Origin of the sequence: Bacillus sp. RZ2MS9, assembly GCF_001816185.2 — a bacterium.
Lineage (GTDB): Bacteria > Bacillota > Bacilli > Bacillales > Bacillaceae_G > Bacillus_A > Bacillus_A cereus.
The window spans coordinates 4,296,072-4,309,174 of the sequence record NZ_CP049978.1; the positions used below are offsets into that span (position 1 = coordinate 4,296,072).

Genomic DNA, 13,103 nt, shown 5'->3' on the forward strand with positions numbered 1-13,103 from the left:
TGTGTATGTCTATTTTGTGAAATGTTTCACAAAATAGACGTAATAAAAAAACGCACTGCTAATATAGAGCAGTGCATTTTTTATTATGCTAGCGCTTGTGCTAAATCTTCAATTAAATCTTCACCATCTTCAATACCGACAGAAATACGAATTAATGTATCTGTAATTCCTAATTCTTTGCGGCGATCAGCCGGGATTGATGCATGTGTCATTTGAGATGGAATAGAAATTAAACTTTCTACCGCTCCTAAGCTTTCAGCAAGTGTAAAGTATTGTAGTTTCTCAAGTACTTTATTTAATGTTTCTTCACTATCTACATCAAATGAGATAATAGCACCAAACCCGTTTGCTTGTTCTGTTGCTAATTCGTGATTTTGATGTGATTCAAGACCTGGGTAATATACTTTATTTACTTTTGGATGATTATTTAAGAACTCAGCAATAGCACGTGAATTCGTTTCATGTTCTTCCATACGAATTCCTAATGTTTTTAAACCGCGAAGTAGTAAGAAGCTATCTTGTGGCCCAAGAATACCTCCTGTTGAGTTTTGTACAAAGTGAAGATCTTCTGCTAGTTGTGGGCTATTTACAACTACTAAACCTGCAACTACATCACTATGACCTCCTAAATATTTCGTTGCACTATGAAGCACAATATCTGCTCCTAAAGAAATCGGCGACTGCCAATATGGCGTCATGAATGTGTTATCAATAATTGTTAATAGGTCTTTCTCTTTAGCAAGAGTAGATATTTTCTTAATATCAGTAATTTTTAGTAGTGGGTTCGTTGGTGTTTCCACATAAATTGCTTTCGTATTTGGACGAATCGCTTCTTCAACTTCCTCTAAGTTTGTTGTATCTACAAATGTATGCTCAATACCGAAACGGTTTAATACTTTCGTAATAACGCGGTATGTTCCGCCATAAACATCATCTGTTAAAATAACGTGGTCACCTTTTGAGAACAACATAATTGTCGCTGTAATAGCAGCCATTCCTGAACCAAATGCAAATCCAGCATGCCCATTTTCTAATACAGCAATCATTTCTTCTAAAGCTGCACGTGTTGGGTTACCTGTACGTGAATATTCATATCCTTGATGCTTACCAACTGCTTCTTGTTTGTACGTACTTGTTTGATAAATCGGTACGTTTACAGATCCAGTTGAAGGTTCTCCTATGCGAATACCATGAATTAACTTTGTCTTTGCTCTCATTTTTTATTCCCATCCTTTGTATATGTCTTTACTTAAATAGCGCTCACTGCTATCAGGAAAAATCGTTACAATATTTGTACCTGGTGCTGCCTTCTCGGCCTCAAGTAAGCTCGCATGAAATGCTGCTCCTGAAGAGCTCCCAACGAGAAGTCCTTCTTTTTTCGCTAATTCTTTCACTCGTAAAAATGCATTTCGATCAGAAATCGTATGAATTTCATCAAAATAAGATGTCTTCAAAAATGGCGGGATAAATTCCAGTCCAATTCCTTCGGTCTCATGTGAACCAGCCTTACCACCATTTAAAATAGATCCTTCTGGCTCTACGATAACTGTTTTAATATCTATATTTTTTTCTTTCAAATAAGATGCAGTCCCCATAAACGTACCGCCAGTTCCTGCTCCAGCAACAAATATGTTAATCTCTCCATTCAATGCGTCCCACAGTTCAGGTCCTAGTGTTTTAAAATATGCACGAGGATTTGCCTCATTTGCGAACTGACTTGGAGAGTATGAATTCGGTAGTTCATTTACTAACTCTTTTGCTTTAGCAATTGCACCGGTCATTCCTTGCTCAGTCGGTGTATGCACGACCGTTGCACCTAGTGCTTTCATTAATTCTTGTTTTTCAATACTAAATTTCTCTGGTACACAAACAATAACACGTAAATCATGTTCTAATGCTGCAAGTGCCAGTCCAATACCAGTATTCCCAGCAGTCGGTTCAATAATTGTTCCACCCTGGGTCACAAGCCCTTTTTCTAGCGCATCTTCGATTAATTCTCTTCCTAAACGATCCTTAACGCTTCCGCCTGGGTTATAAAATTCAAGCTTTGCAAATAAACGGACTCCTTTCGGAAGTGAAAAACGAGTAATTTCTACAATTGGTGTATGACCAATTAACTCATGAACTCCACGATATACATTCATCGTGTTCTCCCCCTTGTTTGCCAATAAAGAAAAGGCAACTGTATGTATTTTCTTTATATGAGACAGTTGCCTTTTTGTTACATTACTTTAACTCTTCTAACACTTTTACGATAAAGTTTGTAGAATGAAGAGCTGCTTGATCTAAAAACTGATCAAATGAAACATTTGATTCTTTACCAGCAATATCAGAAAGTGCGCGAATGATAACAAACGGAATTTCATATTGGTGGCATACTTGTGCAACAGCTGCTGCTTCCATTTCTACCGCATAAAGATTTTCAAATTTATCACGGATGGCTGCAACGCGGTTCGGATCACTCATAAATGAATCACCTGTTGCAATCATACCTTTTACAACTTGAATATTTTCTTCAGCCTGCATACATTTCTCAGCTAATGCAACTAACGCCTCATCAGCTTTAAATCCAGGCGGCATTCCTGGTACTTGACCATATTCATAGTTAAATGCTGTTACATCTACGTCATGGTGACGAACTTCAGTGGAAATAACTACATCACCAACGTTTAGAGAATGATGGAATCCACCAGCTGAACCAGTATTAATTACTTTTTCAGGCTTATATTTTTCTAATAAAATTGTCGTTGACATCGCTGCGTTTACTTTACCAATACCAGACTTTAACAAGATTACTTCATGCCCTGCTAATAGCCCTTTCGTAAATTCACAACCTGCAACCGTTTCTGTCTCTGCTTGTTCTAATTTGTCACGTAAAATACGTACTTCTTCTTCCATTGCTCCAATTACAGCAATTCTCAATCTAATCCCTCTTTCTATTGCTTAGTTGCCTCCATTACCCAAACGAAATGATTTAATCTCGTGAACGTTACATGGAAGCCATTGTTTTCAAAAATAGTCTGCATAACTGGAATACGTGTATAGTATTCCGTTTGCAAATCGTTTGCTAACTGGTGGAAACCTCTTTGTTTTGCTGTTTCAACAGTTTTATCATATGCATCTTGATCTGCAAATATCGTATCAGCAAACACTATTTTACCACCTTTGTTTAGCAATTGACTATACTTCGCAATCGCTACATTTTTTTCATCATCTGTTAAATGATGAAATGCATAGGTGCTTACAATGGTATCAATTGAATTTGGAACTTCAAACGAAAGAAAATCACCGTCTGTAATTGAAAATTCTTTTGGCAATTTCTCTTTTGCAATCATGCGCATTTCACGCGACGGTTCTATACCGTAAACTGTGCGGCCAGCAAGTAATAATTTATTTGTTAAATTACCTGTACCGACACCAAATTCTAATACATTACCAAATGACTTGTTAACTACATCCTCTAGAATGTCCTCATAATGGGCGAAAACTTCTTTATATTGTATATCTTCGCCTTGTACAAATGAGTCGTACGTATGAGCCCACTCATCAAATAAACCATTAAATTCTGTACCCATAAAAATTCCCCTTTTTCTTATCGGTTTTATCAGTATGATATTCCCTCTTTCTAAAAATGTCAATTGAAATGTACATGGTATTTCCTTCTTTTCTTTGTTACACTATAGTTGATTACATAGGAGAGGGGCCGTCTTCATGTCATTTACCTTTGAAATGTTAGAAGATAAAGTAGAGTTTTTTGAAGCGGGAGACTTAGCTTCTTTAGAACGAAAAATTAGTGAACAAATTGATAATAATAAAGCACTTATGCTTGAAGTTCATCACATCTCACATCAAATGGTTATGGATCCTGAAAGCAAAAGACCGTATTATAGCGCGGTTGTTCATTTTAAATTAAAGAAATTGCGTTAACAAAAAAGAGAAGCTCCTAAGGAGCCTCTCTTTTTTAGTTTAGAGTTTGAACAAGTACTGGTTTCCAGCCCTCATTGTCTACCCAATCAATATTTACATAATATCTTTTCCCACTTTGCTTATCTTGAACATCACCATAAGCTTTGCTCTTTCCAGTTTTGTCTCTTCCAACAAAATGGAATACTAATTGCTCTTTCGGTACTTCAACACCTGCAGCAATTGCACTTTGCATCTCATTCCAATCTGATGAACCCTGTTTAAACGTCATCGCTGGTGATGAACCTTGTTCTGTTCCTACAGCTTTCCAAGAAGGTTTTGTATACGCCTCTTTTGCCTTAGATACAGTTTTCTCAGCTGATACTTTCTCGTTAGCTTTCGCTTCTTCTTCAGCTTTTTTCTGTTCTTCTTCAGCCTTTAGCTTCTCTTCTTCAGCTTTTTTCTTAGCTTCTGCTTGCTCTTGTTCTTTTTCTTTTTTCTTAGCAGATTCTTTATCTTCTGATTTTCCAGCTTTCTCATTCTTTGTTGTTTGTTGAGAGACTTTCTTATCAGTAGAAGATGCTTGCTCTTTCGTACTAGGAACGAACAATTGATATGCTACAATAGCTACTAATAGTAATACAATAGCGATTGCAATATTTAAAACACCGTTTTGACGACGTTTTTGTTGTTTCTGTTGGAATCTTGATCCTCCTGCCATTCTCCAAACCTCCATGCAGTTTTTCCTAATTGCTATTGTAACATTAAATCTAGAAAGGTTGAACATTTACAATGATATTTTCATGAAATGAAGACATTTCACTATAAATTGCAAGATTACTTTTCATTCTCCAATTGATAGATTGCTCCTACCATATCTTTAAAAATAGGTGTAACTTTATTCACTTTGCTATCAGTCTCTAGATCAACAACAACTAAAGCATATCTTGGATTCTCATACGGAAAATAACCTGCAAACCAGCGATTCACCCTCGTCCCTTTCCCTGTTTGCGCTGTCCCGGATTTTCCAGCGACACTTAGTGGCAACGAACGGAATGCCGTTCCTGTTCCTTTCTCCCTTGTTACAACGCCTCTTAATAACTCTTGTAATGTTTTCACTGTTTCATACGAAAGCTGTTTTCCATTTAACGTATGGCTCTCAAATGTAAAAAAATCCGCTCCATTTTTATATACTATTTTTTCAACTGCTTTCACTTCCATCTTCTCTCCATTCCTCGCAATCGTCGCCATCATATTTGCAATTGCTAGAGGTGATATACGTACATCTTTCTGTCCAATTGCTGTTTGTTCTACCGCTTTTTTACTATTTTTATTTTCTTCATTCCCCCAAATAGTAGTACCCTTTTCTTCTGGCATTTGCTCAAAATGAGGTGTATGAAATACAGAACCTTTCCATCCAACCTTTTCATTTGCTCCTAAAGCTGCTACGTATGTTTCTAGCACCGTCTTATCCTTTTGTAATAGCTCGTTACCTAACTCGGAAAATGTCCTGTTACAGCTCCTAGCAAAGCTCTCTTTAAAATTAAGTGTACCCATCCTAACTTGCGGGTCGTTTTCACCATATAAATCTTTATTACAGTTAAATGTCCGATTAAACAAATTTACTTTTTGATCAATGACTGCAGCTGCAACTACTGTTTTAAAAACAGAGCCTGGAAAATGTGGCGTTAACATTTGATTTTCAAGTGTAGTTTTATATAAATTCTCATCCCTTACTTGTAAAGACGGCTTACTAGCCATCGCTAATATTTCATTTGTCTTTACATCAAGTAATACTAGTCCCCCCTTCTTTATTTCGTTCGCTTCAATCACTTCTTCTGCTTTTTGCTGCAACTCTTTATGTAAAGTAGTTTGAATCCTAACTGGATAAAATGGATTTCCTGGTGAAGTGTATTTCGCTTGCTTTCCGAAAATTGGTTCTCCTTGCCGATCTACTTGATATAATACTTTTGCCTCTCCATCAGTCAATAGAAATTCATCAAATGATTGCTGTAATCCTGAAATACCTATCGGCGTTTGTTTTGAGATTCTTTTCAATTCTCCATATCGCTTTTGAAACTCCCTTTCGTTCTCCCCTACATCACCAATTAAATGATTTATCTCTCCAGTTTGTTTTAATCGCACTTCAGCTGCTACAATACCTAATACATGTAATTCATTTACCTTCTCCATCTGCTCTCGTGTCACTCGAAATGGAGCAGTTTCTCCTTGTAGTGTAAATGCATTTTTATTATTTTTCATTTGTCTTCTAATCTCTTGTCTCGACACACCAATGATATGCGCGATTTTCTCTAACATGTCATTTTTTATTTGTAAAAATGGAAAAATAATTAAAACAGGATATTTTTCCTCACCTATTTTTTTACCATTACGATCTATAAACTGCCCACGTCCATCGTCTACTGTAATGGATTGTGTGCGTTGCGTAACACTTTTTTCAATTAAATTTATTTTGCGATCAGTAAATGATTCTGTATCTATAATTTGAATTTGGATTAAACGACAAAGCAATACAAACATAACGCTCATAAAACAAATTAAAACAATTGTAATTCTCCGTTTTATTTTCATAAAAAACACCTCGTCTATTGTAGTTTAGACGAGGTACTATTTTATTTATACAATCTCCAAAACAAAAACAGATATTATATAAGGCTATTATTGTTTCTTTGGCTTCTCTAAAAATTTCATAAGAAGCGATCTAAATTCAGTTTCATTCACTCCAGTGTTTTTAGCAACTTCAATTACAGTGGTTGTTACATTAGCCGCTATTTTTAAATAATCCTTACTAAGATTATCCATTTCATTTCTTTTTTCTTTTGCATTCTCAACTGTTACAGAATCAATACAAGTAATCATCTTATCTACAATATGTAAATAATTATTTTGTGCATCTATTATTTTTTGAATATCATCTTTATTACTTACTTTCGATTGTTTTAAATATGTATATGCTTGATTCACTTCATCTTTTAAAATTTTATCATTATTCTTCGCCTGTTCTTGTAACATATTCTTCATATCATCTATTGTTTTTTGATCCATCGAATCTCGCAATAAATAATCTGGATTCCCAATTGCGTAATCATACTTAATCGTTACATCTTGAAATATTTTCATGACAATTGCTAATTGATACGCTACATCAAAATCATTAAATTCCTTTTTATCTTGTGGATTTTCTAAGGCTTTTGAACTCTCAGTTGCTTTAATATCCTTTTTTTCTTCTTGCTTCACTTTTTCTCCCTTTGATGATGTAGTTTCTTCATTCGTTCCGCATGCAGCAAGTCCTAATATGGAGATACTACAAACCAATCCTGTAAAGATTTTATGTTTCATAATTAGCCCCTTTTCCCTTTTAAAACCTATGGTCTCTAATTATGATATCAAAGCTTAAAGTGTTTTTTTGACATTTTTTGTCGAATCACTCTAAGGTTTACACAATTTTTTTCATTCTACAGAAAAAAAAGATTCTCCCGATAGGAGAATCTTTTTTTTTATTTTACAGAGACAATCTCTACTTGCATTTCTCCGCCTGGTGTTTGGATTGTTACTTTCTCACCAATTTGCTTACCTAATAAGCTTTTTGCGATTGGAGAATCGTTAGAAATTCTTCCTTCGAATGGATCAGCTTCCGCGCTACCTACGATTGTATACGCTTCTTCATCTCCGTTTGGTAATTCTTTAAATGTTACTGTTTTACCTAATGTAACAACAGTAGATACTTCGCCAGTATCTTTAATGATAACTGCGTTACGAATCATATTTTCTAATTGTGTAATACGTCCTTCTACGAACGCTTGCTCATCTTTCGCTGCATCGTACTCAGAGTTCTCAGAAAGATCCCCGAAGCTACGTGCGATTTTAATACGTTCTACTACTTCTTTACGTCTTACTGTTTTTAATTGCTCAAGTTCGTTCTCTAGTTTTTGCTTACCCTCTTGCGTCATAGGGTATGTTTTTTCTGTTGACATATTTTCCACTCCTTTTATATACCAATCCCCCGAAAAAAAAGAGGAGTTCCATATGAAAACTCCTCCGCTTCCATTGTTAGCGGAGGTTTCTAGTACCCTTGCACTAGCGGAGTTGTCACATACAACCCCGTATTTCCAATTCTTCTTTATATAAAGAAGATATGTATGGAAAGTTGATATAAATATGCCCTCACCTATATATAGATGAGGTTGCATGTTTCATTGTATTCGATAAGAAGGGAAAAAATCCCTTCCTACCGTATATCTTTTACTATGCTATTACAAATTTACTTTTTGTTCAAGAATTGTTGCAATTTTTGTCACCATAATATCAATTGCAACGTGGTTTTGTCCACCTTCAGGGATAATAATATCCGCAAATTTCTTAGAAGGCTCAATAAATTGATTGTGCATTGGACGTACAACATTTACGTACTGATCAATAACTGAATCCATCGTACGACCGCGCTCTTTAATATCACGTTGCATGCGGCGCAGAATACGAAGGTCAGCATCCGTATCAACGAATAATTTAATGTCCATTAACTCGCAAAGACGTGGGTCTTCTAAAATAAGAATTCCTTCTAAAATAATTACATCTTTCGGCTCAACCGGAATAATTTCTTCTGAACGCGTATGCAATGTATAGTCATATACAGGCTTATCAATTTGCTCATATGCAAGCAACTGCTGCAAATGTTCAATTAACAGATCATTATCAAACGCAAGCGGATGATCATAATTTGTTTTTAAACGCTCTTCCATTGGTAAATGGCTTTGATCTTTGTAATAATAATCTTGCTCTAAGATTAAAATAGAATGACCTTTAAAATGGTCAAAAATCGCTTTCGTTACACTCGTTTTACCTGATCCTGAACCACCAGCAATTCCAATTACAACAGGCTTATTCGTCCCCATTCGACTATCACTCTTTCTTATTGAAGTATGCTTTTGCGCATCATATTATTCACATACACTCGTTGATCCACTTTGAATTTCACGATTTGCAACGGATGTCTCGCTGCATCTAATTCGTTTCCATCCTCATCCCAAATTTTCTCCACCGTTTGCGTAAAGTTTTCTATTTCTGGTCCAAAGAACTCCACTTCATGTCCTGGTTTGAAATGATTACGTTGCTCAATCGTTACGATGCCCGTTTCTTCATTATAATCTAACACTAAACCAGCAAAATCATACGTTGTTTTCTTACTATGATTTCCAAACATTTGCTCTTGATGTCCTGGAACCCCTTCAAAGAATGCAGGAGCTGTATCACGATTTGCACATTTATCAAGCTCATCTAACCATTCTTGTTTAAACTCAAAGTTATCTGGATCCGCACAATACGCATCAATTACTTTACGATATACAGTTGCTACAGTCGCTACGTAATGGATTGATTTCATACGTCCTTCTACCTTTAAGCTATCGATTCCGATTTCAATCATTTTTGGAATTGATAAAATTAAATTTAAATCTTTTGGACTCATCGCAAAGTGAGCATCTCCTTCTTGGAATAGAGGAAGCTCTTTTGCATCTTTATGTTGTGATACTGTTTGAACTAAATCATAATCCCAGCGGCAAGATTGGCAACAACCACCACGATTAGAATCACGTGCTGTCATATGGTTACTTAATGTACATCTTCCTGAATATGCGATACACATTGCACCATGGACGAACGCTTCAATTTCAATATCCACTTTTTCTTTAATTTCTTTCATTTCTTCATAGCTTGCTTCACGAGCTAATACAAGACGATGTAAACCTTCTTCTTTCCAATACTGTGCTGCTTTCCAGTTGGATAGTGATTGCTGTGTGCTTAAATGCACCTCAACAGAAGGCGCTACGCGTTTACAAGTCTCAATGATAAGCGGATCAGCAACGATAATTCCCGTTACGCCAGCTTTTTCAATCCCTTTTAAATATTCCTCTAGCCCGTCCATATTTTCATTATGTGCAAAGATATTTGTTGTTACGTATATTTTTGCTCCATACTTCTTTGCAAACTCAACGCCTTCTGCCATTTCTTCTAGCGTAAAGTTACCTGCATTCGAACGAAGACCAAATTCTTGTCCACCTAAATATACAGCATCTGCCCCGTAATGGATAGCTACTTTTAATTTTTCTAAGTTACCCGCAGGGATTAACAGTTCAGGTTTCTTCACAATAACACGTTTGCCATCGATCACTCGTGAAATTTCTTGTACAGTCATTTCCTACACCCTCCTCGTTTAGTAAACCGTTTCTTTAAAGAAGAATCCTGTATCTAACGGACGATTTACTGGTTGCATTTCTTCTATTTCTTTATATAGATCATCTTTCACGTCATAATATGCATCACGATCTTCTACGCATAAATCAATCGCTTGACGATATTTCTTCGTTACTTCAATAATGTATTCAGAGCTTTTTAGTACACCGTCGATTTTTAAGCTATCAACTTCAGCATCGATTAGTTCCTCTAATTCATCGATGAAACAAATGTCGTTCGGACTCATAATGTGAGTACCATTTTCATCTTCATAAATTGGATATTTATTGTTACGCTCTGGGTCATATAAGAACATATTCTCTTCATATTTTTTCTTTTCAATGTCAAGATTACGTCCTTGATACTCAAAGTAGTTTCCTACTAATGAACGCTTCGATTGGAACATACAAGTCATACCGTGAATTTGTACTTCCAGTTCCACTTCAGCATTTTCTTTTAAATCAACAATTTCATCTAAGCTAAGCTCACGAGCTAATACAGCACGCTTTGATCCTCTTTGTCCCCAGTAATTACAAGTGAACCAGTTTGTTGCTGTCGTTTCTGTATTCCAGTGCAACTGCATATTTGGTGCTACTTCACGAACAGCCATTAATACCGCTGGATCTCCGAAAACAATTGCATCTACATTTACTTCGTTTAAAAATGAAACGTAATCTGTTAATTCTTCTACTTTATCGTTGTGGAACATAGCGTTCATGGCTACGTATACTTTCACACCATTTTCATGTGCAATCTTCACAGCTTGTTTTACATCTTCACGTGAAAACTCCCCTGCTAAACGTAAACCAAACTTTTGCTCACCGATCATTACCGCATCTGCTCCTGCTTTCGCAAGTTGTTCGATATCCGCCACCGCTCTTGGCGTTACTAACAATTCAGGTTTCTTCATACCTTGGTCACCCTCTCTTTTTACTAACAGCTACTCCATCACCAATTGGGAAAATCGTTGTATCATATCCTTCATGGTTCATAAGCCACTCATTGTACGTCTTAATACGACGGATTAAACCACGTGTACGTCTGTTTTCAATTTTCTCTTTTGTCGTTACAAGACCGTGGTACATAACATTATCTGAAATAATTACGCCACCAGGATTTAATAACGGTTCATATAAGTCAAAAAAGCGACGATACTGTCCTTTTGCTGCATCAATAAAAATAACGTCAAATGTCCCGTGTTCTTTTACTTGTTCACCTGTCTCTAACGCATCACCGTAAATAACTGAAATACGATCTGTTACTGGGGAACGTTCTATATATTCAAGTGCTTTTTCATATCGCTCACGATTGCGCTCAACTGTCACAATACGTGAATTTGGAATAGCTTGCATCATACGAATACTAGAATAACCGATTGCTGTTCCAAGTTCTAAAATGCTTTTCGGTCCAATTAAACGTAAAAATTGCAGCATAAATTCCATTCCAAGTCGATCCATAATCGGCACATGATTTTCTGTTGCATATTCTTCCATTTCAAGAATTAATTTATCTTTCGGATCAATAAATGATAATAGGTACTCGTTAACTGCATCCTCCATAAATGGTCCTCCTTATTTACATGGAGAAGTGCCTCTATGACGTCTTTTCACACATAGAATGCAATAAAAATACAAGCCAGCTTTATCCTTAGCTTGTACGTCCCGTTTTGATATTAAAAACGATTCTTCTGCCAGTTTTTAACCCGATATATTTTACCACAAAAAAGAGGGATGTGCGACTTTTTTCGCTATCCCTCCCCATTTCACTATTTTTTCGTAATGTATTTTTGCTTTAATGCATTATGCTCTTCTAATGTTTTCGCATAGTACACTTCACCACTTGGTGCAGCTAAGAAATAATAATAATCTGTTTGCGCAGGTTCTAACGCAGCTTCTACTGAATGTTTACCAGAGTTTGCGATCGGCCCTACCGGTAATCCTTTTACAACATACGTATTGTACGGTGAGTTGACCTTTAAATCTTCGTATAATACACGTTGTTTATGCTTTCCAAGTGCATATAATACCGTTGGATCCGTTTGAAGCGGCATACCTTTTGCTAAACGATTATAAAAGACACTAGAGATCTTTTGACGATCTGTAAAACCAGTTGCCTCTTCTTCAATAAGTGAAGATAATGTTAAAAGCTGATGAACATCCCAATTCTTCGCTTTCATTTTCGCCTCATTTTGAACAATGATTGCATTTGTTTTCTCAAGCATTGGAATTACAATTTCTTCTAACGTCGTATCTTTCTTATAAAACGAATACGTTGCAGGATATAAATAACCTTCTAATGGGTATTTAATATTGCTATCAAAGATTTTATCCGTTAATAACTTCGGATACTTTTGCTGCATTTTTTGAATAAATGCTTTATCGTTTAATTGACGCGTAACATCATCTTTATTCCACTTTAGTTCTGTCGCAATCGTTTCTGCAATTTCAGTTACTTGCGCCCCTTCTTTAATCGTCACTTTATAAAGAGCTGGACGATGCACGTTGCCAGATGACATTTGTTCAATCACATCTTCAGCATTCATTGAAGGATTTAATAAATATGTACCTGCTTGTAAACTTTTCGATTTAGCCTTTGTATAAAAACTAAAAACTGTACCGTTTTTTACAGCGCCTTTTTCTTCTAAAATTTCTCCAATTTTACTTGTAGATGATCCTTTCGGAATTTCTACTTCAATCTCTTTTTTATTCCCGCTATCAACTGGTCCTAATGCGGATGAAATATACGCATAGACTGAACCACAAACTAAAAGCAGTGCAATAATCGAAAATAAAAAGATGCGTCTACGCTTCTTTTTCACTTGATTCTCTATCAAAACATTTCCTCCTTACTTAATTGTAGACCGTATGTACACCTTTCTATACAGCACGATGTAAAAACGCTAAAAATTTACTTATCTTTTTTAATTGACACTTTATTTTTCTACAATCCGT

At 35.9% G+C, this 13,103-nt stretch carries 14 protein-coding genes; 1 reads left to right on the forward strand and 13 read right to left on the reverse strand.

Annotation, left to right across the window (positions count from 1 at the left end):
* Window positions 1-83: 83 nt before the first annotated feature.
* From BHV55_RS21905 to BHV55_RS21920, 4 genes are all read right to left on the reverse strand, one after another.
* Window positions 84-1,217: a bifunctional cystathionine gamma-lyase/homocysteine desulfhydrase gene (locus tag BHV55_RS21905; RefSeq protein WP_001201908.1), complete on the reverse strand. Its 1,134-nt coding sequence runs from the start codon at window positions 1,215-1,217 to the stop codon at window positions 84-86.
* Between the two features lie 3 nt (window positions 1,218-1,220).
* Window positions 1,221-2,144: an O-acetylserine dependent cystathionine beta-synthase gene (locus BHV55_RS21910; protein ID WP_001103880.1), complete on the reverse strand. Its 924-nt coding sequence runs from the start codon at window positions 2,142-2,144 to the stop codon at window positions 1,221-1,223.
* 82 nt (window positions 2,145-2,226) lie between these two features.
* Window positions 2,227-2,922, reverse strand: coding sequence for a 5'-methylthioadenosine/S-adenosylhomocysteine nucleosidase (gene mtnN / locus BHV55_RS21915; RefSeq protein ID WP_001217024.1), 696 nt, complete (start codon window positions 2,920-2,922; stop codon window positions 2,227-2,229).
* A 14-nt stretch (window positions 2,923-2,936) separates the two neighbouring features.
* A complete protein-coding gene (locus BHV55_RS21920; protein WP_000536315.1) occupies window positions 2,937-3,575 on the reverse strand; it encodes a class I SAM-dependent methyltransferase in 639 nt (212 codons plus the stop codon).
* 136 nt (window positions 3,576-3,711) lie between these two features.
* Here BHV55_RS21920 and BHV55_RS21925 point away from each other — a divergent pair, with 136 nt between their 5' ends.
* Complete coding sequence (locus BHV55_RS21925) at window positions 3,712-3,927, forward strand: YrzA family protein (RefSeq protein ID WP_000010984.1); 216 nt, start codon at window positions 3,712-3,714, stop codon at window positions 3,925-3,927.
* A 34-nt stretch (window positions 3,928-3,961) separates the two neighbouring features.
* Here BHV55_RS21925 and BHV55_RS21930 read toward each other — a convergent pair whose 3' ends face one another.
* From BHV55_RS21930 to mltG, 9 genes are all read right to left on the reverse strand, one after another.
* Entirely contained in the window at window positions 3,962-4,624 is a 663-nt protein-coding gene (locus BHV55_RS21930; RefSeq protein ID WP_000897099.1) for a YrrS family protein, read from the reverse strand.
* Window positions 4,625-4,740: 116 nt separating this feature from the next.
* Window positions 4,741-6,495: a peptidoglycan D,D-transpeptidase FtsI family protein gene (locus BHV55_RS21935; protein ID WP_000695155.1), complete on the reverse strand. Its 1,755-nt coding sequence runs from the start codon at window positions 6,493-6,495 to the stop codon at window positions 4,741-4,743.
* A gap of 87 nt (window positions 6,496-6,582) precedes the next feature.
* Window positions 6,583-7,263: a hypothetical protein gene (locus BHV55_RS21940; RefSeq protein WP_000680878.1), complete on the reverse strand. Its 681-nt coding sequence runs from the start codon at window positions 7,261-7,263 to the stop codon at window positions 6,583-6,585.
* Between the two features lie 158 nt (window positions 7,264-7,421).
* A complete protein-coding gene (gene greA, locus BHV55_RS21945; RefSeq protein ID WP_000102591.1) occupies window positions 7,422-7,898 on the reverse strand; it encodes a transcription elongation factor GreA in 477 nt (158 codons plus the stop codon).
* 279 nt (window positions 7,899-8,177) lie between these two features.
* Entirely contained in the window at window positions 8,178-8,816 is a 639-nt protein-coding gene (gene udk / locus BHV55_RS21950) for a uridine kinase (protein WP_000537078.1), read from the reverse strand.
* Window positions 8,817-8,833: 17 nt separating this feature from the next.
* Entirely contained in the window at window positions 8,834-10,114 is a 1,281-nt protein-coding gene (locus tag BHV55_RS21955) for a peptidase U32 family protein (protein WP_000217974.1), read from the reverse strand.
* An 18-nt stretch (window positions 10,115-10,132) separates the two neighbouring features.
* Complete coding sequence (locus BHV55_RS21960) at window positions 10,133-11,062, reverse strand: peptidase U32 family protein (protein WP_000742807.1); 930 nt, start codon at window positions 11,060-11,062, stop codon at window positions 10,133-10,135.
* 7 nt (window positions 11,063-11,069) lie between these two features.
* On the reverse strand, window positions 11,070-11,711 hold the full coding sequence (locus BHV55_RS21965; RefSeq protein WP_000389102.1) for an O-methyltransferase: 642 nt from the start codon (window positions 11,709-11,711) through the stop codon (window positions 11,070-11,072).
* A gap of 206 nt (window positions 11,712-11,917) precedes the next feature.
* Complete coding sequence (gene mltG, locus BHV55_RS21970) at window positions 11,918-12,985, reverse strand: endolytic transglycosylase MltG (RefSeq protein ID WP_000572137.1); 1,068 nt, start codon at window positions 12,983-12,985, stop codon at window positions 11,918-11,920.
* Window positions 12,986-13,103 lie beyond the last annotated feature (118 nt).